The organism is Aromatoleum aromaticum EbN1, from assembly GCF_000025965.1.
GTDB lineage: Bacteria > Pseudomonadota > Gammaproteobacteria > Burkholderiales > Rhodocyclaceae > Aromatoleum > Aromatoleum aromaticum.
Window position 1 is genome coordinate 376,761 of the sequence record NC_006513.1, and the last position, 25,184, is coordinate 401,944.

The following is a 25,184-nucleotide window of genomic DNA, read 5'->3' on the forward strand; positions in this document are numbered from 1 at the left end:
GAACCCGTTCCTTAAATGTCGATATCCTCCGAATCATCGCGGAGGAGTGCTGTGCGCGATCCTGCCGCCCTACTCGCGCGGGTCGGCTCGTCGATCGCATGGCCTGCACCCGAAACCTTTCCCGTTTCCGCAAAAACGACCGAAGGCAGCGGTGACAGCAGCCGCACTTCGCGTTGCGGGAACGGAAACTCGATTCCTTCTGCGCGGAAGCGATGCCATACCGCGAGATTGATGTCCGAACTCACGCGGAGCGAGCCTTCCTGGGGGTCCGCAATCCATAGTCCGAGGCGCAGGTTGATTCCGTTATCGGCAAATCCCGTCAGGAAGACGTTCGGAGCCGGTTGGTCGAGCACTCGGGGCTGAACCTGGGCAACCTCCACGAGGATTGCCATTGCACGCTCGACATCAGAACCGTAACTCACCTGAAAGTTCAGGGGCACGGCGACCCGTGTGTCGGTGTACGTTTCGTTCTGCACCACCGAGCCGACCAGCACTTCGTTCGGCACCAGCGATTCGACGCCGCTGGGCGCGCGGATGACGGTGTATCGGGTGTTGATCTGCGTGACGATGCCGCGCTCGGCGCCGACGCTGATCATGTTGCCGATGCGCAGCGAGCGGTCGAGCAGGATGATGAAGCCGGAAACATAGTTCGCAGCGATCTTCTGCAGGCCGAAGCCGAGACCGACACCGAGCGCGCCGCCGAACACCGACAGCGTCGTCAGGTCGATGCCGACCATCGGCAGCGCGACGAGCACTGCCACCAGCACCAGCGCGGCCTTCGCGACGCGCAGCATCACGATGCGCACGTTCTCGTCGAGCCCGGCCGTCGTCGCCAAGCGGCGCTCCAGCAGCCCGGCTGCCCACAGCGCGACGAGCAGCGTCAACAGCACCATCGCGATGCCCTGCAGCACGGTCCACAGGGAAAGCCGCTGGCTGCCGAGCGTGAACGAAACCGAGTCCAGCCCGCCAATGACCTGTGGCAACCAGCCGACGATGTGCAGCGCGACGACCGACCATGCGACGGCAGCGAAGATCCGCTCGAAACTTGCGATCCAGCTCGACCGGGCGACGGCCTGCCGCACCGCGAACATGACGAGGCGGATCAGCGCGAGCGAGATCAGCAACGGCACCGCGACATTGAGCAGGCTCACGTTGTGAAACTCTTCCAGCACGGCACGCGCGCCGATGACCAACACCAGCGCCGCAAGCGGAAACAGCACGCGGCGCAATCCGCTGCGCCCGAATCGGTAAGCCGGGGTGTCGGCGTGGTTGCCCGCCGCGACCCGCAGCAGCGTCGAGCGCGCGAACAGCCACGCCAGCAGCAGGCAGCCGGCGAGCGCCGCAAGCTGCCACAGCACGGCAGGGCTTTGCAGATCGCGCCAGGTTTCGGTCAGCAGCAGTGCAAACTGCGAGTCACCACGCACGTTCAGGGCTTCCAGGGCAGACGGGTGACGGGGGTCGCGTCCTCGCGATGGCGACGCCAGTTGTCGAGATAGGCGGCGGCGAGCGGACAGTTGTCACGCAGCACGAGCAAGTTTTCGGCATTGCGCTTGTTCGCCGACCACGTGAAATTGTACGAACCGGTCGCGACCACGCACGCCGGTCCGCCGCCGTCGGCGATCAGCACCTTGTTGTGGGCCGCGGCGTAACGCGTCTCCAGCGCCACCGGCACGCCGGCGGCGAGGAGCCTGGGCAGCGCATTGCCTTTGCCGCGCCGGTTCATCTGGGCATCGGCGAGCACCTGGACCTGCACGCCGCGCCGATGAGCCTTGACGAGCGCATCGGCGATCGGACGGCTGGTGAATACGTACGCCTGCACATGCAGCGTTTCGCGTGCCGCGCCGATGACGCGCAGCAGCGCCTCTTCGCCACCATCCTCGGGCGAGAACACGACTTCGATGGAACCGCGCGCCGGCAGCGTGCGCCCGCCGGAAGCGGACGCGAGCGCCGGCGCCGCAAGCGCCACGAGCAGCAGCAACGCACGGCACAGATGTTCACGCATCGGCCGGCGCCCGCTCCAGCACCGCGGCGAAGAAGCCGTCGGTATCGTGCTTGCGCGGCGACAGGCGCAGGCGTGCGCCGGTATCGAGCGCGATGCCCTGTTTCTTCAGCACCTCGGTCGCGTCGATCTCGCGGAACTCCGGGTGCGCCGCCAGGAATGCGTCGACGACGGCGTCGTTTTCCTCGACGAGCAGGCTGCAGGTCGCATAGACGAGCCGTCCTGCGGGCTTCACGAGGCGCGCCGCCGATTCGAGGATCGCGCCCTGCTTGGCGACCATTTCGGCGACCGATTCCGGCGTCTGGCGCCATTTCAGGTCCGGGTTGCGGCGCAAGGTGCCGAGGCCGCTGCACGGCGCATCGACGAACACCCGGTCGGCCTTGCCGGCGAGGCGCTTGACCTTCGCGTCGCGCTCGTGCGCAATCAGCACTGGATGCACGTTCGACAGCCCGGCGCGCGCGACGCGCGGCTTGAGTTTCGCGAGCCGCTTCTCCGACACGTCGAATGCGTACAGCCGGCCGGTCGAGCGCATCATCGCGCCCAGCTGCAGCGTCTTGCCGCCGGCGCCGGCGCAGAAATCGACGACCAGTTCGCCCCGCTTGGGCTGCACGAGGAAGCCGAGCAACTGGCTGCCTTCGTCCTGCACCTCGAACGCACCTTCGAGAAACAGCGGATGCTTCTGCAGCGCGGGCTTGGCGCCGAGGCGGATGCCGTGCGGCGAGAACGGGCACGGCTTCGCCTCGATGCCGGCGAATTTCAGCTTTTCGAGCACTTCGCCGCGATCGGCCTTCAGCACGTTGACGCGCAGGTCAAGCGGCGCCGGCCGGTTCAGGCTGTGCGCGAGTTCGAGCACCTCCGCTTCGCCGTGCGTGGCGAGCAGCCGCTCCGCGAGCCAGTCGGGCAGGTCGGCGCGCTCGGCGAACGAGCCTTCGTCGAGTTCGCGTGCCTTGATACCGGAGATCCAGTCGCGCTCGGTCGCCGACGCGAGCCCTTCGAAATGGCGCATCGGCCAGCCTTCGCCGCGCGCAAGCCACGCGAGCAGCAGCGTGCGCGGCCGCACATCCTCGCCGACCAGGCGACGCAGCCAGCGCAGGCGGCGCACGATGCCATACACCGCCTCGGCGATGAAGCCGCGGTCGCGGTGCCCGATTTCGCGGTTCTCGCGGAAGTAGCGCGACAGCACCACGTCAGCCGGGTGTTCGAAAGTGAGCACCATCCCGAGAACGCGGGCGGCATGGATCAGCAGGCTGCGCGAGGCAGCCTCGTCGTGTTTGGACATCGTCAATCGGTTCTCACTCGTGGTTGGATGCGGCGGCGCGGTCGTCCGCCCGTAATTCGATCTTTTCCTGCGCTGCGGCGAGTGTGCCGACCGGCCCAGGCGAAGCGCCTTTGCCATCGTCGGACCCAACAAGCTTCACCGCGGCCTGGCCCGGGGGCGCCAGGCGCACTTCCACCGCCTGCTGATCGAGCACGTCGCCCTTGTCGTCGGTGATGCGGATGCGCACCGGCAACGTGCCGTATTCCCGCGCCAACCACACGTCGATCGAGAGTTTCCCGCTCAGCGCACGGGCGCGCAGGCGTTGCGTGTCGAGCCTGCCGATCGGCAGCACCAGCTGTTCGGCGCCGACCCGCTCGAGCACCGAAGGCGTCGCCGACTTGCCGCTGACGACCTTGAGTTCATCCGGCAGGGCGGCGGCGTCGGTCAGACCGATCTGGTGCCACAGGCTCAGCAGGTCCTGGTCGCCGCGTTCGACGGGCGCGGTACGAGTGCGGCTGCCGCGTCGCATCGTCACCTGTCCGGTGTTCCAGTCGAACTCCGCCGTCTCGGGTTTCTTGCCCGACTGCTCGACGCGGAAATGCTCGGGGACGAGCCCTTTCGGGCCGATTCGCCCCTCGCTGCGCTGCTCGTACTGCAGCGAGCGCAGCAGATCCATGACGCCGGTGGTCTTGAGGCTGACCGTCATCCGGTAGCGCTTGTCGTCGTGCGTCCAGTCGTGCAGCGCCTCGCCGACTTCGAAACCGCCTTCGCCGTACATCACGCGATAGCGGATGCTGCCCTGCGCGGGCCATGCAGCAACACCCGGTTTACTCGGAGCGGCCGACGGCACGGCGGCGAGCTGCAGCGGCCGTGCCGCCGCCGATGGCGCGGCCAGCGGCTGCATCCGGACAGCCGCCTGCGGCGGCGCGGCGAGACTCTCAGCCGCCCCCGCCAGCGCGGCATGGACCAACAGGGATGCGCCGACCGCGGCGATCAGGAGTCGGTGCCGCATGCTCCGCTCGCGCTTGTCGGCGTCGCTTCGAGCGCCGGGACGGTCCAGCCGGCGTCCGGCCGTGCTTCACCCTGCACCGACACCCTGCCTTCGGGGGAAAGCGCCAGGCGGCCTTCGACGAACCAGCGCACCGCCTGCGGATAGATGCGGTGTTCCTGCACCAGCACCCGCGCGGCGAGAGCTTCCTCGTCGTCGCCGCACAACACCGGCACGGCCGCCTGGATGACCACCGGGCCGCAATCGAGCGCCGCGGTGACGAAATGCACTGTCGCGCCATGGATCCGGATGCCCGCTTCGAGCGCGCGGCGATGAGTGTGCAGGCCCGGGAATGCGGGCAGCAGCGACGGATGGATGTTGAGCAGACGGCCTTCGTAATGCCGCACGAAATCGTCGCTCAGCACGCGCATGAAGCCGGCGAGGACGACCAGGTCCGGCCGATGCATGTCGATCGCTTCGGCCAGCGCCTTGTCGAACGCTTCGCGGGTCGCGAACGCCTTGTGATCGACGACGCCCGTCGCGATACTGCGGGCAGCGGCGAACTCGAGGCCCTTTGCGTCCGGCCGGTTGCTGATCACCGCGCTGATGATCGCACCGGGGATGGCGGCGCGCACGATGGCTTCCATGTTGCTGCCGCGGCCGGAAACGAGAATGACGATCGACTTCATAGGTGGATTCTTGAGGTTTGAATCGGGCGCGCCTTAACGCGCCGGCGGGAAAAACGGCGGCCCATGCCCTGCAGCGCCGCGGAGCCGGCCGGGATGATGCGCGCGAGGCTCCGCCGGCATGATACCGGAAGGCCGTCGAAGCTTCAGGCCGGCGGGGCAAATGAGCGCCCCTGGCTGCAGCGGCCGGTGCGGGCGCGCGGGCCCGTATAATCGTCGCTCCCCGAGCTTCCCGCTGCCCGCATGTCCGCCCATCGCCCCGCCGCCATCCGACCGCTCGCCGATGTCCTCGTCAACCAGATCGCTGCCGGCGAAGTCGTCGAGCGGCCGGCGTCCGTCCTGAAGGAAGTGCTCGAGAACGCGCTCGACGCCGGCGCACGCGCGATCGACGTGCAGCTCGAACAGGGCGGCGTGCGCCGCATCCGGGTGGCCGACGACGGCTGCGGCATCGCACGCGACGATCTCGCGCTGGCGCTCGAACGCCACGCGACGAGCAAGATCGCGACGCTCGAAGATCTCGAACAGGTCGGCACGATGGGCTTCCGCGGCGAAGCGCTCGCGGCGATCGCGGCGGTCGCGCGCCTGACGCTGACGAGCCGCGCCGAAGGCAGCGCACACGCATGGCGCATCGACGGCACCGACCGCAGCCTCGCGCCGGCCGCGCTGAACCAGGGCACTGTCGTCGACGTTGCCGATCTCTTCTACAGCACACCAGCGCGGCGCAAGTTTCTCAAATCCGAGGCAACCGAATATGCGCACTGCGACGAAGTGTTCCGCCGCATTGCGCTCGCCCGCCCCGACATCGGCCTGCAGCTTGCGCACAACGGCCGCGTCGTCCATCGCCTGCCCGCCGGGGACCCGCTGCGGCGCGTCGCGGCGCTGATGGGCGACGATTTCCTGCAGCACGCGCGCAACCTCGATGCCGATGCCGGGCCGCTGCGCCTCGCCGGCGTCGCCGCGCTGCCGGCATATTCGCGCACGAGCCGCGACGCGCAGTATCTCTTCGTCAACGGCCGCTTCGTGCGCGACAAGCTGCTGACGCACGCAGTGCGCCAGGCGTACGCCGACATCCTGCACGGCAGCCGTCATCCGGCCTACGTGCTGTTCCTCGAGCTCGACCCGGCCGGCGTCGACGTCAACGTGCATCCGGCGAAAATCGAGGTGCGCTTCCGCGAGGCGCGGGCGGTTCATCAGTTCGTGTTCCACGCACTGACGCGCAGCCTCGCTGCCTCCGGCGCCGGCATCGGCGTCACGGGCGACAATGCCAATGCGGCTGCGGTGGCTGCGGAAGCCGATCCGGGCGGTTCCACCGCGCCGGCACGCGCTGCGAATCCGCTTCGGTACGCGAACGCTGCCGGCCACGACGCGGCACCGGTGCAGGGCCGCCTCGCGATGGAGGCGGCGAGCCGCAGCTATTACGATTTCGCCGCGAGCGCCCGCCCGGCCGAAAGCCCCTCTTCGCCGGCCGACGCCAGCGGATTTCGCCCGACGGCTTTCGCCCCGTCCGCGGGTCGGGGGGCGGCTACGGCCGCTGAAGCACCAATGCCGCCCATTGAGGCTGCGAGCGCTCCGCTCGGCTACGCGATCGCACAGCTCCATGGCATCTACATCCTCGCGCAGAACGCCGCCGGCCTCGTCCTCGTCGACATGCATGCGGCGCACGAGCGCATTCTCTACGAGAAGCTCAAGACGGTGCTCGACGGCCAGCCCGCGGTGCAGCGCCTGCTGATCCCGGCGGTGCTGTCGATTAGCGCGAAGGACATGGCAGCCGCCGAAGAATGCGCCGAAGTCCTCGCCCGCATGGGCTTCGAAGTCGCACCCGTCGGGCCGGCCGAACTCGCGGTGCGCAGCGTGCCGGCGCTGCTCGCGTCCGCACCGATCGGCGAGCTGCTGAGGAAGCTCCTCGAGGAACTGCGCGAATTCCCGGCCTCCGAAGTCGTCACCGCACGGCGCAACGAGCTGCTCGCGACGATGGCGTGCCACGGCGCGGTGCGGGCGCACCGCAGTCTGACGATCCCGGAGATGAACGCGCTGTTGCGCGACATGGAAGCCACCGAGCGCGCCGACCAGTGCAACCACGGCCGCCCGACCTGGACGCAGCTGACGATGGGCGAGCTCGACCGCTTCTTCATGCGCGGGCAATGAACCGGGCGGCCCGCTGCCGCGTGTCCGATCCCCGTTCAACGAGTATCCTTGCACCCCCCGGCCTTTCGCCGAGCGGCCACGAAGCGCAGATCACACACTCATGACAGGCAAGCAGCACTACGACGAATCCTCCTTTCGCGTCCTCAAAGGGCTCGAACCGGTGCGCGAGCGCCCCGGGATGTACACCCGCACCGACTCGCCCGCCCACATCATCCAGGAAGTCATCGACAACGCTGCCGACGAGGCGCTCGGCGGCTTCGCGAAGAAGATCCACGTGACGCTGCACCTCGACGGCTCGATCAGCGTCGCCGACGATGGCCGCGGCATCCCGGTCGGCCTGCATCCGGACGAACGCGTGCCGGTCGTCGTGCTCGCCTTCACGCGCCTGCACGCCGGGGGCAAGTTCGACAAGCGCGACGGCAACGGCGCGTACGCGTTTTCCGGCGGCCTGCACGGCGTCGGCGTCGCGGTGACGAACGCGCTGTCGACGCGCGTTGAAGTCGAAGTCAGGCGCGAGGGCAAGATCCATCGCATCGAGTTCAGTGACGGCGGCGAGAAAGTCGGCGCGATCACTGTGGCCGGCGACTGCGGCCGGCAGAGCGGCACGCGCGTTCGCGTGTGGCCGGACGCGAAATATTTCGAGGCGCCGCGCGTGCCGCAGGGCGAGCTCGAGCGCCTGCTGCGCTCGAAAGCGGTGCTGCTGCCGGGCGTGTCGGTACGGCTCGACATCGAGCAGGCGGGCGGCGCAGCGCTGACGAAGACCTGGACCTACCCCGAAGGCCTGGCCGGCTATCTGCGCGAGCAGGCCGGCGACATCGAAGCGGTTGCGCCGCTCTATACCGGCGAAAAGTACGCCGGCAAGGACGACCCTGCCTACGCGCCCGGCGAGGGCGCGGCCTGGGCGCTGGCGTGGTTCGAGCACACGGTGCCGAGCGAGTCCTTCGTCAACCTGATCCCGACCGTCGCCGGCGGCACGCACGAAAGCGGCCTGCGCGCCGGCGTGTTCGACGCAGTGAAGAGCTTCATCGAACACCACGCGCTGTTGCCGCGCGGCGTCAAGCTGCAGCAAGAGGACGTCTGCGGCCGCATGAGCTTCGTGCTGTCGGCGCGGCTGCTGGACCCGCAGTTCCAGGGCCAGGTGAAGGAAAAATTGAACTCGCGCGAAGCGGTGAAGCTTGTGTCGTCGATGATCCGCGACCCGTTCGAGATCTGGCTCAACAACCACGTCGAAGCCGGCCGTGCGATCGCGGAACTGTCGATCCGGCAGGCGCTCGCGCGGCAGAAAAGCGCGCAGAAAGTCGAGAAGAGAAAGACCTCCGGCGTCGCGGTGCTGCCGGGCAAGCTCTCCGACTGCGAATCCGAGGACCTTGCCGACAACGAGCTTTTCCTCGTCGAGGGCGACTCGGCCGGGGGCTCGGCGAAGATGGCGCGCAACAAGGAAACCCAGGCGATCCTGCCGCTGCGCGGCAAGGTGCAGAACTCGTGGGAGATCGACCCCGACCGCCTGCTCGCGAACGCCGAGATTCACGACATCGCAGTCGCGCTCGGCGTCGATGCGCATGCGGCTGGAAGCACCCCGGATCTGTCCGGCCTGCGCTACGGCAAGGTCGTCATCATGTCCGACGCCGACGTCGACGGCGCGCACATCCAGACGCTGCTCCTGACGCTGTTCTTCCGCCACTTCCCGGAACTGATCGCGCGCGGCCACATCCATGTCGCGCAGCCGCCGCTGTACCGCGTCGATGTACCTGCGCAGGGCAAGAAACGCCCGGCGCGCAGGCTTTATGCGCTCGACGACGGCGAGCTCGCCGCGATCCGCGACCGCCTAGAAAAGGAAGGCTTCAAGCCCGACGCGATCGAAGTCGGCCGCTTCAAGGGCCTCGGCGAGATGAACCCGGACCAGCTGCGCGAGACGACGATGGACCCCGCGACGCGGCGCGTGCTGCCGGTCGAAGTGCGCGCGGACGCGCTCGACGACACGCTGAAGATGTTCACGCTACTGATGGGCAAGGGCGAAGCGTCCGGGCGGCGCGCGTGGATGGAAGCGAAGGGCGACAGCGTCGAAGCGGACGTCTGACGCAGTCCGCGCCACGTGCGTGGCCTCGCGACTTCGCCGCCGTGATGGTCGGATCCGCTGCTCACGTGCGACTCACTGTGCCCCTCCGCAGCGATGTTGCCGGGGGATAGCTGCTCGATGCACGTGATGATATATACTGATGATAGATTCCACAAGTCCGGAGCCGCCATGGATACCGCCAAACTTTTCACGAACGGCCGCAGCCAGGCGGTACGCCTGCCCAAGGAGTTCCGCTTCGAGGGCGACGAAGTGTTCATCAAGCGCGTCGGCGACGCCGTCGTGCTGCTGCCGCGCCACGGCTGGGGTACGCTGTTCGGGGCGCTGGAGGCCTTCGAGCCGGGATTCACGATCGAGCGCGGCGCGCCGGAACAAGCGGAACGCGAGGCGCTGTTGCCGTGAAGTACATGCTCGATACCAACATCTGCATCTACCTCATCAATCATCGCCCAGCCCACGTGCGCGCCCACTTCGATGGGCACCCGATCGGCGACATCGGCGTATCGGTCATCACCGCGGCGGAACTCGCGTATGGCGTAACGAAAAGCGCTTCACCCCGCAACCGTGCAGCGCTGGAAACCTTTCTGCTGCCGCTGGAGGTGGCCCCTTTTGACGACAGGGCGATCTGGCGCTATGCCGAACTGCGTACGCAACTGATGCGACGCGGCACGCCGATCGGCGCGCTCGACACCCAGATTGCGGCGCATGCGCTTGCGCTCGACTGCACGCTGGTCACCAACAACACACGCGAATTCGAACGGGTGGACGGCCTGCGCCTGGAAAACTGGGTCGACCAGCGCCTGATGGAATCCCCTGCCGCTTACTTCACCGCTCCATGACTACCGAATCCCTGGACCTTTTCAGCAGTCTCCCGCCAGCGCCGCCCTCTCCACCCGCTTCCGCCGGCAACGAGGCTTTGCCCCCCGGCGACGGCCCGCTGCCACTCGACCGCCACGCCGAGCGCGCCTACCTCGCGTACGCGATGAGCGTCGTCAAGTCACGCGCGCTGCCGCAGGTCGAGGACGGCATGAAGCCGGTGCAGCGGCGCATCCTCTACGCGATGAACGAGATGCGCCTGTCGGCGGCGTCGAAGCACGTCAAGTCGGCGCGCGTTGTCGGCGATGTCATCGGCAAGTACCACCCGCACGGCGACACCAGCGTCTATGACGCGATGGTGCGCGTCGCGCAGGACTTCTCGCTGCGCTACCCGCTCGTCGACGGCCAGGGCAACTTCGGCTCGCGTGACGGCGACTCGGCCGCGGCGATGCGCTACACCGAATGCCGGCTGACGCCGATCGCGGAACTCCTGCTTGCCGAGATCGACCGCGGCACCGTCGACTTCGTACCGAACTACGACGGCGCGTTTCATGAGCCGCAGCTCTTGCCGGCCCGCCTGCCGTTCGTGCTGCTCAACGGCGCCTCGGGGATTGCCGTCGGCATGGCGACCGAGATCCCGCCGCACAACCTGCGCGAAGTCGCCGACGCCGTCTGCCACCTGATCCGGCATCCCGACGCCGGGCTCGACGACGTCCTGCCGCTGCTGCCCGGTCCGGATTTCCCCGGCGGCGGCCAGCTGATCTCGTCGGCCGACGCGATCCGCGACGCTTACGCCGGCGGGCGCGGCAGCCTGCGCATGCGCGCTCGCTGGCACGTCGAGGAACTCGCCCGCGGGCAGTGGCGCGTGATCATCGACGAATTGCCGCACGGCGTGTCGGCCGCCAGCGTGCTCGCGGGAATCGAGACGCTCACCAACCCGCAGCCGCGCGGCGGCAAGAAGGACGTCAGCCAGGAGCAGAAGAACCTCAAGCAGCTCGTGCTCGGCGTGCTCGAGACGGTGCGCGACGAGTCGAGCGACAAGTCGCCGGTGCGCATCGTGCTGGAGCCGCGCTCGTCGCGCCAGAGCCGCGACGAGTTCATGGCGGTGCTGCTCGCGCACACCAGCCTCGAAAACTCGGTGTCGGTGAACATGACGATGATCGGCCATGGTCCCGTGCATGGCGGCCGGCCGCAGCAGAAGAACCTCGTGCAGATCCTGCGCGAGTGGATCGACTTCCGCTATGTCACCGTCGAGCGGCGCACGCGTCACCGCCTCGACGAAGTCGACCGGCGCCTGCACATCCTCGCAGGCCGGATGATCGCGTTCCTGCACATCGAGGACGTGATCCGCGTGATCCGCGAATCCGACGAGCCGAAGCCGGCGCTGATCGATGCGTTCGGCCTGTCCGAGATCCAGGCCGAGGACATCCTCGAGATCCGCCTGCGCCAGCTCGCGCGCCTCGAAGGCTTCCGCATCGAGAAGGAGCTCGCCGAACTCAAGGAAGAGCGCGAGAAGCTGCAGCACCTGCTCGACAGCCGCGCGGCGATGACGAAGCTGATCCTCAAGGAGATCACCGACGACGCGAAGAAATACGGCGACGAGCGGCGTACGCTGATCGAGAGCGTCGCCGCCGTCGCTCCCGCCGAAATCAGCGTGCCCGACGAGCCGGTGACGGTGATCGTGTCGAAGAACGGCTGGGTACGCGCGCGCCAGGGCCACGGCATCGACGCCGCGGCCGTCACGTACAAGGCGGGCGACTTCGCGTTCGCGCTCGTCGAGACGCGCAGCACGTGGCCGCTCGTCGTCCTCGACACGCACGGCCGCGCTTACACGATACGCGTCGCCGAGCTGCCGGGCGGGCGCGGCGACGGCGTGCCGATCGCAACACTGGTCGACTTCCAGAACGGCGCCAAGCTCGCGCAGGTCGTCTCTGCCGAACCCGAGTCGGCCTGGATGTTCGCCAACTCCGGCGGCTACGGTTTCATCTGCACGCTCCTCGAGGCGACGAGCCGCCAGCGCGCCGGCAAGGCGTTCATGACCGTCGAGAAAGGCGAAAAAGTGCTGGCGCCGGCGCGCGTGCTCGGCGAGCGCATCGCCGCGGTGTCGGAGAACGGCCGCCTGCTGGTGTTCCCGCGCAGCGAGATGAAAGTGCAGGCCGGCGGCCGGGGCGTCATCGTCATGGCGCTCGACGAGGGCGAATCGATGGTCGCGGTCGCGGCGCCGGCCGATGAAGCGGTGCTGAAAGTCGCAGGCATCGGCCGCGGCAACAAGGCGACGAGCGTCGACCTGAAACCGGCGCAGCTCGCGACGCTGGTCCACCGCCGCGCGCGCAAGGGCTCGCCGCTGGCGATCAGGATCAAGCCGCTAACGCTGGGCTGATCTTTCGGCCATGACGCCCTTCAAGTATTGACGGCGTAAGCACCCGGTTTTCTAAGAACCGGGTGCTTACAGATCTGAAACGGCTGCTGCGACGTTTCACTTCCCCCCATTTTCGATAGGACTCCTGCATTTTCCGCACATGCTTTTGCTACGATGCACTGACACGGGCACGCCGCTTCGCGCAGGCCTACAAGAGTGAGGCCAATGTTCAATGCCGAATGCCTGACACCGCATCATGCGAAGTATTACGCTTGGGAGCTGACTCGTCGCCACGCGGCTAGTGAGGAGGGCCGTCTCTCCCAATCGCTGTTCGACGCCAGCGTCGACCTCAACCCTCACCAGATCGACGCGGCCCTCTTTGCCCTGGAGAACCCCCTCAGCAAGGGAGTCATGCTTGCCGACGAAGTCGGTCTGGGCAAGACCATCGAAGCGGCGCTCGTCATGTGCCAGCTGTGGGCGGAACGGCGCCGGAGGCTGCTGGTAATCTGCCCCGCCGCACTGCGCAAACAATGGGCGCAGGAGCTTTCCGACAAATTCAACGTTCCCGCACAGGTGCTCGACGCACGGACCTGGCTCCGGCTCCGCCAGGAGGGCATCTACGAACCGCTCGATCGCGACGTCATCAGCATCATGTCGCTGAACTTCGCGGCCCGCATGGAAGCGCAGCTAGGCTCCGTTCCGTGGGATCTCGTGGTCATCGACGAGGCGCACAAGCTGCGCAACGCACACCGCAAGAGCCACGAGACCGGCCAGTCGCTCAAGCGCTCGCTGGCGGGGCGACGCAAACTGCTGCTGACGGCGACGCCGCTGCAGAACTCCTTGCTGGAGCTCTACGGACTCAGCTCCCTGATCGACGAAGACATCTTCGGCGACGAACGCAGCTTCCGCGCCCAATACGGCAACAGCGGCGGCGACCTGATCGCCCTGCGCCGCCGCCTGCAGCCCTTCGTCAAGCGCACCTTGCGCAAGGACGTCCTCGAATACGTGCCCTACACCCGGCGCCATGCGCTCACGACGCCGTTCACGCCCAGCGACGACGAACAAAGGCTGTACGACCTCATCTCGGCCTATCTCCAATGCGACTTCAGCTACGGTTTTCCGCAACGTCAGAAGCACCTCGTCGCGCTCATCCTGCGCAAACTGCTGGCCTCTTCGACCGAAGCCGTCGTCACGACACTGGAAGCCATTCGCGATCGCCTGCAGAAGCTGTTCGAACGCCAGAGCATCGGCGCGGATTGGTTCGAGCACCTTGTCGAGGGCGACGAGCTCGACGAGGAGCTGCTCGAGGCCGCGGCAGAAGACGCCGAGGCCGCGGCCGCGGCCGGCGAAAACCCGGCTGGCATCGACTTCGACCTGCTGCGCAGCGAGATGGTCGAGCTCGACACCTACATCTCGATCGCCCATGGCATCCGGGAAGACCAGAAATCCCATGCCCTGCTGAACGCACTGGAACAGGGCTTCGCCCGCCTGGCCGACATGGGCGCGCCGCGGAAGGCAGTGATCTTCACCGAATCCCGCCGCACACAGGAATACCTCGCCCGCTTCCTCGAAGCCCACGGCCACGCTGGAAAGGTCGTCACCTTCAGCGGTGGCAACCAGGGCACCGGCGCTACCGGCATCTACCAACGCTGGCTCGCGCGCTACGCCGGAAGCGACCGGGCCACCGGTTCTCCGGCGGTGGACCGCCGCACCGCGCTCATCGACTACTTCCGCGAGCACGCCGAAATCCTGATCGCCACCGAAGCGGCTGCCGAGGGCGTGAACCTCCAGTTCTGCTCGCTCGTCGTAAACTACGACCTCCCCTGGAATCCTCAGCGCGTCGAGCAGCGCATCGGCCGCTGCCACCGCTACGGCCAGCGCTTCGACGTGGTGGTCATCAATTTCCTCAACCAGCGCAACGAAGCGGACCGGCGCGTGCTGGAACTGCTGCAGGACAAATTCCGGCTGTTCGACGGCGTCTTCGGCGCCTCCGACGAAATTCTCGGGCGCATCGAAGCCGGCATCGATTTCGAGAAGCGCATCGCCGAGATCTACGACCGCTGCCGCACGCCTCAGGAAATCGACGCCGCCTTCGCCGACCTGCGCGCCGAACTCGATGCCGACATCCAGGCCCGCATGCAGGAAACCGAAAAACTCCTGCTCGAACACTTCGACGCCGACATCCACAACCTGCTGAAAACCCACCGCGAGCGCGCCGAAACGCAGATCGACCGCATCTCCCGGCTGTTCTGGCTGCTCACCCGCCACGTCCTGGCCGGCAAGGCGCGCTTCGACGCCCGGCAGCTCGCCTTCGACCTCGCCCTGCCGCCCCTGCCGCATATCCCGGCCGGGCACTACCAGCTCATCCGCAAGGGCGAATCCGCCAGGCAGGCGCCGCCCGAACACACGCGGATCTACCGCCTCACCCATCCCCTCGGCGAATACGTACTCGACCAGGGGCGCAACGCCGCAGCCGCCGACGCCACCCTGCAGTTCGACTATGCCCGCTGGCTCGAAGCACGCAATCCCCGCATCAGCGTCATCGAACGACTCGTCGGGCAGAACGGCTGGTTGCAGCTCAACCTGCTCGAACTCGACAGTTTCCAGCGTGAAGAACATCTGGTCTTCACTGCGCAGGCCGACAGTGGCGAACTCCTCGACCAGGAAACCTGCGAAAAACTGTTCCAGCTCATGGCATCCGTCCAGCCCGCCGCCGGTGCAGCGCCGGAAGCCTTGCACGGCAACGCCCGCCGCCAGCTCGACGCCGCCCTGAGCCGCGCACTGGAGCAGAACGACAAGTACTTCCAGCAGGAACGCGAAAAGCTCGACGCCTGGGCCGACGACCGCATCCTCGCCGCCGAACAGGCGCTGCAGGACACCAAGCTCAGGCTCAAAGGCCTCAAACGGCAGGCCCGCCTGGCCCAGAGCATGGACGAAGCCCGACGCATGCAGGACGAAATCCGCAGGGCCGAAGGCGAACAGCGCCGGCAGCGCCAGGAGATCTTCGCGGTGGAAGACGAGATCGAAACCCGCCGCGACGCCCTCATCGAGGCACTCGAAAAGCGGCTGCACCGCGCCAGCCGCACCCACACGCTGTTCACCGTGCGCTGGACGGTGCGCTGACGTGTCGCCGAAAACACGTTTCGACGACATGTTTTCGGGTCATGTCGTCGCCGGCGACACGTTGCACAAACGTGTCGCCAAAACGCGAGAACAGCGACACGTTATCGCGACATGTTTACACTGACGACACGAGACGGCGCGCCCCAACGGCGCGCCGTCTGTCATCGCGCACTGCAACAGGACCACCTTCATGACCATCACTCCTCCCCGCTGGCAGGCAGACGTCCCCTACAACGCCCTGCCGCCGATCCCGCCGGGAGTCGAACTCGAAACGAAGGCCGTGCTCAAGCGCTGCATCGACGCGCGCAGCGCGCTGGCTGAGCTCAAACAGGCGGCCGGGCTGATCCCGAACCAGACCGTGCTCATCAACACCATCCCGCTGCTCGAAGCCAAGGACAGCTCCGAGATCGAGAGCATCGTCACCACCACCGACCTGCTTTTCCGGCATGCTCAGGACGGCGACAACCAGGCCGACCCCGCCACGAAGGAAGCCTTGCGCTACCGCACGGCCCTGCACCGCGGCTTTCACTCCCTGACAGAACGCCCCCTGTGCACCGGCACGGCAGTCGAGATCTGCCGCATGCTCAAGGGCGTCGACATGGACATTCGTCGCACCCCGGGCACGCAACTCGCGAACGACCGCAGCGGCGAGATCATCTACACCCCGCCGGAAGGCGAAACCCGCCTGCGCGAGCTCCTCGCCAACTGGGAACGCTTCCTGCACAACGAAACCGGCCTCGACCCGCTCGTCCGCATGGCCGTCGGACACTACCAGTTCGAAGCCATCCACCCGTTTTCCGACGGCAACGGCCGCACCGGGCGCGTGATCAACATCCTCTACCTGATCCACGAAGGCCTGCTCACGCTCCCCATCCTGTATCTCAGCCGCTACATCATCGCGCACAAGGCCGATTACTACCGCCTGCTGCTGGACGTGACCCGCGAACAGGCGTGGGAGCCCTGGCTGCTGTACATGCTCACCGCGGTGGAAGAGACAGCACGCTGGACGGGCGCGAAAATCGCCGCCATCCGTGCGCTCGCCGAACACACCACGGGCTTCGTGCGCGAGCGACTGCCCAAGACCTACTCGCGCGAACTGGTGGACGTGATCTTCGAGCAACCCTATTGCCGCATCGGCAACGTCGTCGACAAGCAGATCGCCCAACGTCAGGCGGCCTCACGCCACCTCAAGGAACTCGTCGCGATCGGTGTGCTGCGCGAAGTCCAGGTCGGCAAGGAAAAGCTCTTCATCCATCCCAAACTGATGCAGTTGCTCATCCGCGACAGCAACGACTTCACGCCCTACGCCTGAAGCAACCCGGAACGCATGACCATGAGCAAGCACAAAGAACGATTCATCGAACTGCTGAACGAGCTCTTCCAGCTCAACCAGCCCGAGCTCGACTTCGGCCTCTACCGCATCCTTCACGCCCGCAGCGCGCAGATCAAGGCCTTCATCGACACCGAACTGGGTGCCGAAATCGACGCGCAGTTCGCCGGCGAATCGCAGGCCGGCGCGCACGACGCGTTGGAAGCCGCCCGCGTGCGCGTGGCCGAAACCCTCGGCGAAGACGTCTTCCTGCCCACCGGCCAGCTCAAGCCCGAATACCGCGTCACCAAGGTCGGCAAGGAATTCGAGCTCGCGCAGCAGCGCGCACGCGAAGGCGGCGGCGTGCTGGCAGACGACGCGCAGGTGTACGACCACCTCTACCGCTTCTTCAGCCGCTACTACGACAAGGGCGACTTCATGTCGAAGCGCTACTTCGTCGCCGAGAACGACAGTCGCGCCGCCCCCTACGCCATCCCCTACGACGGCCGCGAAGTGATGCTGCACTGGGCCAACAAGGACCAGTACTACATCAAGTCCAGCGAAACCCTGACGAATTTCAGCTTCGATCTCGCCACGGCGCAGGCGCGGGCGCAGGGCGCGCAGGCCGGTTTCGACTTCGACATGCGCAGCGATGCACCGCTCAAGGTGCACTTCCGCCTCGCCGCTGCCACCGAAGGCGAACACGACAACGTCAAGGAAGGGCAGGAGCGCTTCTTCATCCTGCATGCCGCGGAACCGCTGCGCCTCGAAACCGGCGCCACCGGCCAGCCCGAACTGGTGATCCAGTTCGACTACCGCCCGGACCCCGAAAAGACCGGGCAGGCCGGCACCTGGCAGCAAAGACGCCTCGCCGAAGCCGAACAGGCCGTGCGCGAACGGCTCCCAGCCTTCGCTACGGAACACCCGCTGGCGCGCGCCTTCGAACAGCCCCTGTTCGCCCCCGCCCCCACCGAGAAGCAGCCGAACCGCACGCTGCTGGCCAAGTACCTCGGCCAGTTCACCGCGCGCAACACCATGGACTACTTCATCCACAGGAACCTGGGCGGCTTCCTGCGGCGCGAGCTGGATTTCTACATCAAGAACGAAATCATGCGCCTCGACGACATCGAGGCCGCCGACGCGCCGCGCGTCGAGGACTACCTGACGAAGCTGCGCGTGCTGCGCCGCATCGCCCGCCGCATCATCGACTTCCTCGCCCAGCTCGAGGACTTCCAGAAGAAGCTGTGGCTGAAGAAGAAGTTCGTCGTCGACACCCAGTACTGCATCACGCTGGACCGCATCCCCGAATCCTTCTACCCGGAGATCGCCGCCAACGAGCGGCAGCGCGAGGAGTGGGTGAAGCTGTTCGCGATCGACGAGATCGAGGGGGATATGGCGCAGCCGGGGTACAGCGTGCCGCTGGCGGTGGAGTTCCTCAAGGCGAACCCTTTTCTACAAATCGACACGAGCTTTTACGACGCCAATACAAAATCACGGATACTTGCGAGCCAAGAAAATCTTGATCAATCCTGCGACGGTGTTTTGCTTCACGCCGAAAATTTCCAGGCACTGAATTTCGCACATAGCCGACTCAACAGGCAGATCAAAGCAGTTTACATTGACCCCCCCTACAATACTGACGCAGGGCCAATCGCTTATAAAAATGGCTACCGGAGCTCTTCATGGTGCGCGCTAATTGCAGATCGTTTGGCTGCGACGCCCCCCTTGATGAGCATTGACGGCGTACTGTGCGCAACGATCGATGATTACCAGCAGCGAGAATTAAGCTACCTGCTTGAGCAACAATTTGGGCAAGACAGTTTACTTGGAACAATTGCCATTCGAATTAATCCATCTGGCCGGCCTGTTCCGAGTGGATTAGCTCAGGCGCACGAGTATGCCATTTTTGCCAGAGCGACTTATCTTGGCGAATTGGATAAACTTCCACGCAGCGATAAGCAGGCCGCACGATACAAGCACGAGGACGGCGATGGAAATTTCATGTGGGAGTTATTCAGAAAGCGCGGATCCGGTTCTGAGCGAAAAGATCGCCCTTCTTTATTCTATCCACTTTATGTCAAAGGCGAGACGATCCGAGTACCTCAAATGCGATGGGACGATGATCGACGCATCTGGACCGACATCACCCCACCGGAAAACGGAGAGCTAGTTGCCTACCCACTTGACGAAATTGGAACCGAACGTCGGTGGCGCGGAAAACCAGAAAGCATTAGAACCTCACCCGAAAATTACAAGGCAAAGGTAGATACAAACGGATCAATCACGATTTATTACAAGTTCAGACCGGGCTCCGAAGGAGTTCTTCCCCCTACGAACTGGATCGATGCAAAATACTCCGCGACCGAGCATGGGACGGGGGTATTGAAACACTTTTTCATCGGAACATGTCCATTCACCTATCCGAAATCGATCTACGCTGTAGAGGATTGTCTTCGCGTTTCTGGAATGGGCAAATCGCATTTTGTACTGGACTATTTCGGGGGCTCCGGCACAACTGGGCATGCGGTGATTAACCTCAATCGAGAGGACGGTGGGAGACGAAAATATGTACTTATCGAAATGGGAGCGTACTTCGATACAGTTCTTAGACCGCGCATTCAAAAAATTGCGTACTCCAAGACTTGGAAGGACGGAAAACCGGTTTCGCGCGACGGTATCAGCCACTGCTTCAAATACCTCCGCCTCGAATCCTTCGAAGACACGCTGAACAACCTGCAACTGCCCGAGCAGCCGCCGCTCGACCTCGGCTCGCCCGAGACCCGCGACATGGCGCGCGACTACCTGCTGAAGTACTGGCTGGACTTCGAGACCGCCGGCAGCCCCAGCCTGCTCAATGTGCGCGAGTTCGCCGACCCCACCGCCTACCGGCTCAAGGTGAAGCAGCCCGGCAGTGACGCGCAGGTCGAGCGCGCCGTCGACCTCGTCGAGACCTTCAACTGGCTGATCGGCCTGCATGTGGCGCTGCTCGACCAGCCGCGCCGCTACGCCGTCGAGCTGGTGCGCGAGCCCGACCCCGACCTGCCGAAGGACCAGCGCACGCGCTGGCGCGCCACCTCGATCAAGGAACGCGAAGACGGCGAATTCTGGTTCCGCTGCGTCGAAGGCCATGTGCTGGCCGTGCCTGGCGACGAGCGCTCGCGCGAGCGCGTGCTGGTGATCTGGCGCAAGCTCGGCGGCGACCCCGGCCGCGACCAGGCCGCGCTGGAGGCGTGGCTCGGCAAGCGCGGCATCAACCCGCGCGACAGCGAGTTCGACTGGATCTACGTGAACGGCAGCCACGCGCTCCCCAGCGACGGCACTGCCGCCACACGCGTGCGCCTGATCGAGGACACTTTCGCGCAGTGCATGTGGGAGGACGCCTGACATGGACCAGCCGCCTAGCCTGCAGCGCGTGGCCCTGCGGGGGTTCCGCTCGATCCGCGCGATGGATCTCGAACTCGGGCCACTGAATGTGCTGATCGGCGCCAACGGCGCCGGCAAGTCGAATTTCATCAGCTTTTTCAGGTTCATGAACAAGCTGCTGGACAAGGATCTGCAGTTCTACGCCCAGCAGCAGGGGGGGGCGGACCGGATTTTGCATTTCGGCCGCAAAACGACCGATAAGCTGGAAATTGAACTCCGCTTTACCCTCAACGGTTACGCGGCCGTCCTCGCTCCCACGCCGGATAACCGTCTGGTGTTCAGGGACGAGTTCCATGCCCCGCCCGGCCTGAAGCCGCCGGCAAAGGGCGGTGACGGCGCCTATCGCAAGCGACGGACGCGCCTGGGGCGCACCGGCGCGGAAGAATCGGCACTCCCCAAGCCGGACATCACGACGGAACGCGGGCGCCTCGCCGCCTTTCTTGCGGACTGGAAGACCTATCATTTCCACGACACCAGCGACACCGCCAAAGTGAAGGGCACTTGCAGCGTGCACGACACGACACGTCTGCGATCCCAGGGCGAAAACCTCGCAGCCTTCCTTTACGGCATCCGCGACACCGACGCCTACGCACGCATCGTCCGGACCGTCCAGCGCGTGGCACCCTTTTTCCATGACTTCGTGCTGCAACCGGACAACAGCGACTGGATCCGCCTGCGCTGGAAGCACAAGGGCAGCGACGACTATTTCGACGCGTCCATGCTGTCGGACGGCACGCTGCGCTTCATCTGCCTCGCCACGCTGCTGCTGCAACCGCGCCTCCCGACCATCATCCTGCTCGACGAGCCGGAGCTTGGCCTGCATCCCTACGCCCTGCAGTTGCTGGGCGCCATGATGCGCATGGCCAGCACGCGGACCCAGATCGTCGCAACGACCCAGTCCGTAACGCTGGCCAACGAATTCGGCTGGCAGGACATCGTGGTCGTCGACCAGATCGACAACGCATCGCGTTTCCGGCGCCTTGAGGAACAGGCGGTCGGGCACTGGCTGGAGGATTACCGCGTCGGCGAGATCTGGGAGATGAACCTTCTCGGGGGCAACCCGGCATGATCCGTCTCGGCATCAGCGTCGAAGGGGCGACCGAGCGCGAATTCATCCTGCAGGTGCTGGCCCCGCACCTGGCTCGTTACGGCGTGTTCGCAAGCCCGGTGGACATGCGCGGCAACGTCAGCCGCGACCGCATTCGCGGCGCACTACCGCACCTGATCGCCAGTTTCGACCACGTCAGCACCCTGTACGACTATTACCGCTTCAAGCAGCGGGAAACGCTCTCGGTCGACGCGTTGCAGGCGACCATGCTCGAACTGGTCGCCCCTGCGCAGCGCCGGCATTTCACGCCCTATATCCAGCTGCACGAGTTCGAGGCCCTGCTATTCGCAGTCCCCGAACTGACCGTGCAGACACTGGGCGGAACCGAAAGGCAACTGCACGCCCTGCGGGCCGCTGTGGAAGCTTGCGGCTCGCCGGAAGCGGTTAATGACAGGCCCGAAACCAGCCCATCCCACCGGCTGCTTGCCCTGTTCGGCAGGGATTACGAAAAGCCGTTCCACGGGCCGGAAGTTCTGCGCATCGCCGGCTTGCCCGCCATACGGGCTCAATGCCCGCGCTTCGACGCCTGGGTGACCCGACTCGAAAACCTGGGAGGCCGAGCATGAGCCGCGCCCCACGCCGCACCAGGACGCAGCCGCCGCTCGTCGCCAGCCACTTCCAGGACGCGCTGGTGCTGAACCAGTACCTGCTCAGCCTGTTCGGCATCGACCCGCTGGCGCCGCACCGCGACGGCGGCCGCCCAGCGCGCCCGCTGGAACTGATCGCCAAGACGCTGCGCGATGCCGAACCGGGCATCGGCCCCGACGGCCGGCACCGCTTCCTCGCCGAGCTGATCTCGCATCTGCCGAAGAACTCGACCCTGACGCCGGCGGCGCTGGCGCGCTTCGACGCCAATCTCGTCGCACATACGCAGGCGATCAACGCCCGGCGCCGGCACAAGGGCGAGATCGCGTGGAAATACTTCCAGTGGCTGACGCTGCTGTTCGTGGAGATCTACCTCGACCGCTACTTCAACGACCGCCAGGGCCTGTGCGCGGCGCTCAACGACTTCGTCGAACGCTTCAACCGCCACCATCTGGCGCAGGGGCGCGAGACGGGCCTGACGCCGTATGCCGTCGAGGACCTGAACAAGCTGTGCCTGCAGAACGCCACCGGCAGCGGCAAGACCCTGCTGATGCACGTGAACCTGCGCCAGTTCGCCCATCACGCGCGCGCCACCGGCCAGGCCGACAGCTACAGCCGGGTGATCGTGCTGTCACCGAACGAGCGCCTGACCGCACAGCACGAACGCGAGCTGCGCGACAACGGTTTCTACCCGGAAGCGCTGCGCCAGGAAAGCGACCTGGTGTCGCGCGGCCAGAGTGCCCTCGACATTCCGCTGCTGACCGAGATCACCAAGCTCGCCGAAGAGCAGAAGGTGAAACAGATGGCCGTCGACAGCTTCGGCGATGCCAATCTGCTGCTGGTCGACGAGGGCCACCGCGGCATGAGCGGCAGCGACTGGAAGGGCAAGCGCGACAAGCTGGCCGCGAAGGGCTTCACCTTCGAGTATTCCGCCACCTTCAAGCAGGCGGTGCGCGCCGCCAACGACCGCGTGCTGGCCGAGAACTATGCCAAGGCGGTGCTGTTCGATTACAGCTACCGCTATTTCTACGCCGACGGCTACGGCAAGGACTACCGCATCTTCAACCTGCCGGGCGACGAGCTGGCATACAAGGACACCTACCTGACCGCGGCCCTGCTGGCCTTCTACCAGCAGTTGCGGATGTTCGCCGAAGCAGGCAGCCGCTATGCCGGCTACAACCTTGAAAAGCCACTGTGGGTGTTCGTCGGCGCCAGCGTGACCGGGCGCAAGGTGGACGAGGAAAGCGTGTCGCCGTCCGACGTGGCGCAGATCCTCGATTTCCTCGCACGCTTCCTCGCCCGGCGCGAGGAATTCATCGGCCTCGTCCGCAGCGTGCTCACCGGCGACAGCCAGCAGACCGGCCTGCTCGACGCGCACGGGCGCGACATCTTCGTGCGCTCCTTCCCGTATCTGAAGGGGCTGAAACAGGATGCCGCGCAGATTTACGCGGATATCTGCGTGCGCCTGTTCCACGCGCCGGGCGGCGGCCATCTCGTCGTCGAACGCGTCAAGGGCGACAGCGGCGAACTGCTGCTGAAGGTGGGCGAGTCCGACACGCCGTTCGGGGTCATCAACGTCGGCGACGCCGCGGCGCTCGCCAAGCACGTGCAGGAGGCGCTCGAGCACAAGCAGTCCCTGACCGAAGTGCGCCCGAGCGAGTTCGGCGAACCGGTTTTCGGCGACGTGCATAAACCGACCTCGCCGATCCACCTGCTCGTCGGTTCGAAGAAGTTCATCGAAGGCTGGGATTGCTGGCGTGTATCAAGCTTGGGGCTGATGCGCATGGGCCAGAGCGAGGGCGCCCAGATCATCCAGCTCTTCGGGCGCGGGGTGCGGCTGAAGGGCAAGGACATGAGCCTGATGCGCACCAGCCGCTATCAGCCGGTGAACCCGCCGCGGGATATCCACTTCCTGGAGACGCTGAACGTGTTCGGCGTGCAGGCGGACTTCATGGCGACCTTCCGCGACTTCCTCGAAAGCGAAGGCTTGCCGCCGAACGATGTGCCCCACGTCGAGGAGATCACGCTCAACGTCACCCACGATTTCGGCCAGAAGCTGAAGATCCTGCGGGCGAAGCTCCGCAGGGACACGCTGGAGCAGTACGACTTCCGCAAGCATGGTCCGGTAGTCGAATTCGGCCTCGCGGCACTGCCGCCGAGCCTGACGATAGGAGGGGTGCCGCTGGTGGTGGATCGCTTCCCGCGTTTGCAGGTGATCCAGGCTGCGGAGATTACCGGGGAGGCTGTCGACGCCCCGGTGTCGGGACCTCGCCATTTCGACGCCTTGCGCCTCGTGATGCTGGACTGGGACAAGCTGTGGTTCGATCTGGAGCGTTTCCGCCGCCAAAGACACTTGGAGAACGCCATCGTGCCCCGCGATGCGCTCCGCCCTCTGCTGGAAAAGCCGGACTGGTACTGCGTCCTGGTGCCCACGCAGTGGTGGGCGCCGTCGATGGGGAACGTTCGGCACTGGCAGTCGATTGCCGTTGAACTGCTGAGCGCCGCCCTCGAGCGCAGCTTCAATTACCAGAAGCGCAAGTATCTTGACCCGCGCATGGAGCTGGTACCGCTGACCTGCGACCATGAGAACCTGCCCGCGGACGGCACAGACTATCAGCTCATCGTCGAGGCAAACGAGCAGTACCTGATCGACGACATCAAGGCGCTGAAGGAAGAGCTCGCGCAAGTAGGCTGGCGCGACCACGGCCACGTCCAGGGCGTGCGGTTGGCGATGCACCTGTATGAGCCGCTGCTATCGAGCGAGAAAGTGAAGATCCAGCCGGTCGGCCTAAACAAGTCCGAGTTCCGCTTCGTCGAAGACCTCCGGCTTTGGCTGCAGACCAACGCGGCGGACGTAGAGACGCGCGGGGAGCGCCTGTTCCTGCTGCGAAACCTCGCCAAGCAAGGCGTGGGCTTCTTCGAGGCCGGAAACTTCTACCCGGACTTTATCCTGTGGTGCCTGAAAGCCGACGGCAGCCAGCGAATCTGCTTCATCGACCCTCATGGGCTGGAGCATGAAGGACCGGGCAGCGACAAGATTCAGCTCGCCGAGAACATCAAGGATCTTCAGGCGCGCCTGAACGACAAGACTGTCACGCTCGAATCCATCATCTTGTCGCCTAATACCAACCGCATGCGCATCGAGCATCTGTGGACACAAAAAGGCCTTCCTCGGCCCGACCTCGACGCGCTTCACGTGTACTTCATCGGCGAAGGCGACTACCTGGCCAAAGTCATGAAGGTAGTTATCGAGTAGCCCCTGTTCGCAATCATTACCTCATGAAAACGCAAAAATACGCCGTTAATCAGTA

16 protein-coding genes are annotated in these 25,184 nt (G+C 65.6%); 11 read left to right on the plus strand and 5 right to left on the minus strand.

Annotated features, from left to right (window positions below):
- Positions 1 to 11: 11 nt before the first annotated feature.
- The 5 genes from EBN1_RS01730 to purN are packed head-to-tail and all read right to left on the minus strand — an operon-like array spanning position 12 to position 4,934.
- The gene (locus tag EBN1_RS01730) at positions 12 to 1,424 is read right to left on the minus strand and encodes a mechanosensitive ion channel family protein (protein ID WP_011236193.1); all 1,413 of its coding nucleotides are present in this window, start codon (positions 1,422 to 1,424) and stop codon (positions 12 to 14) included.
- Positions 1,425 to 1,426: 2 nt separating this feature from the next.
- On the minus strand, positions 1,427 to 2,002 hold the full coding sequence (locus EBN1_RS01735) for a phospholipase D family nuclease (RefSeq protein ID WP_011236194.1): 576 nt from the start codon (positions 2,000 to 2,002) through the stop codon (positions 1,427 to 1,429).
- On the minus strand, positions 1,995 to 3,278 hold the full coding sequence (locus EBN1_RS01740; RefSeq protein ID WP_011236195.1) for an RsmB/NOP family class I SAM-dependent RNA methyltransferase: 1,284 nt from the start codon (positions 3,276 to 3,278) through the stop codon (positions 1,995 to 1,997). Before EBN1_RS01740 ends, EBN1_RS01735 begins: the two co-directional genes overlap by 8 nt.
- A 13-nt stretch (positions 3,279 to 3,291) precedes the next feature.
- The gene (locus tag EBN1_RS01745; RefSeq protein WP_049780151.1) at positions 3,292 to 4,269 is read right to left on the minus strand and encodes a DUF3108 domain-containing protein; all 978 of its coding nucleotides are present in this window, start codon (positions 4,267 to 4,269) and stop codon (positions 3,292 to 3,294) included.
- Entirely contained in the window at positions 4,251 to 4,934 is a 684-nt protein-coding gene (purN, locus tag EBN1_RS01750; RefSeq protein WP_011236197.1) for a phosphoribosylglycinamide formyltransferase, read from the minus strand. The genes EBN1_RS01745 and purN overlap by 19 nt, the downstream gene beginning before the upstream one ends.
- A gap of 240 nt (positions 4,935 to 5,174) precedes the next feature.
- Here purN and mutL point away from each other — a divergent pair, with 240 nt between their 5' ends.
- From mutL to EBN1_RS01805, 11 genes are all read left to right on the plus strand, one after another.
- Entirely contained in the window at positions 5,175 to 7,076 is a 1,902-nt protein-coding gene (gene mutL / locus EBN1_RS01755; protein WP_011236198.1) for a DNA mismatch repair endonuclease MutL, read from the plus strand.
- 100 nt (positions 7,077 to 7,176) lie between these two features.
- Entirely contained in the window at positions 7,177 to 9,153 is a 1,977-nt protein-coding gene (locus EBN1_RS01760) for a DNA topoisomerase IV subunit B (RefSeq protein WP_011236199.1), read from the plus strand.
- 168 nt (positions 9,154 to 9,321) lie between these two features.
- Positions 9,322 to 9,552 (plus strand): antitoxin, encoded by a 231-nt coding sequence (locus EBN1_RS01765; protein ID WP_011236200.1) that lies wholly within the window; start codon positions 9,322 to 9,324, stop codon positions 9,550 to 9,552.
- Positions 9,553 to 9,557: 5 nt separating this feature from the next.
- Entirely contained in the window at positions 9,558 to 9,989 is a 432-nt protein-coding gene (gene vapC, locus EBN1_RS01770) for a type II toxin-antitoxin system tRNA(fMet)-specific endonuclease VapC (protein WP_197531869.1), read from the plus strand.
- On the plus strand, positions 9,986 to 12,346 hold the full coding sequence (gene parC / locus EBN1_RS01775) for a DNA topoisomerase IV subunit A (RefSeq protein WP_011236202.1): 2,361 nt from the start codon (positions 9,986 to 9,988) through the stop codon (positions 12,344 to 12,346). Before vapC ends, parC begins: the two co-directional genes overlap by 4 nt.
- Before the next feature lie 204 nt (positions 12,347 to 12,550).
- A complete protein-coding gene (locus EBN1_RS01780) occupies positions 12,551 to 15,448 on the plus strand; it encodes an SNF2-related protein (RefSeq protein WP_011236204.1) in 2,898 nt (965 codons plus the stop codon).
- Between the two features lie 190 nt (positions 15,449 to 15,638).
- Positions 15,639 to 16,760: a protein adenylyltransferase Fic gene (gene fic, locus EBN1_RS01785; protein WP_011236205.1), complete on the plus strand. Its 1,122-nt coding sequence runs from the start codon at positions 15,639 to 15,641 to the stop codon at positions 16,758 to 16,760.
- 21 nt (positions 16,761 to 16,781) lie between these two features.
- Positions 16,782 to 20,141 (plus strand): site-specific DNA-methyltransferase, encoded by a 3,360-nt coding sequence (locus tag EBN1_RS01790; RefSeq protein WP_041645519.1) that lies wholly within the window; start codon positions 16,782 to 16,784, stop codon positions 20,139 to 20,141.
- A gap of 1 nt (position 20,142) precedes the next feature.
- Complete coding sequence (locus tag EBN1_RS01795) at positions 20,143 to 21,249, plus strand: AAA family ATPase (protein ID WP_011236207.1); 1,107 nt, start codon at positions 20,143 to 20,145, stop codon at positions 21,247 to 21,249.
- Complete coding sequence (locus EBN1_RS01800; protein WP_011236208.1) at positions 21,246 to 21,854, plus strand: DUF4276 family protein; 609 nt, start codon at positions 21,246 to 21,248, stop codon at positions 21,852 to 21,854. Before EBN1_RS01795 ends, EBN1_RS01800 begins: the two co-directional genes overlap by 4 nt.
- Complete coding sequence (locus EBN1_RS01805) at positions 21,851 to 25,129, plus strand: DEAD/DEAH box helicase family protein (RefSeq protein ID WP_011236209.1); 3,279 nt, start codon at positions 21,851 to 21,853, stop codon at positions 25,127 to 25,129. Before EBN1_RS01800 ends, EBN1_RS01805 begins: the two co-directional genes overlap by 4 nt.
- Positions 25,130 to 25,184: the final 55 nt, after the last annotated feature.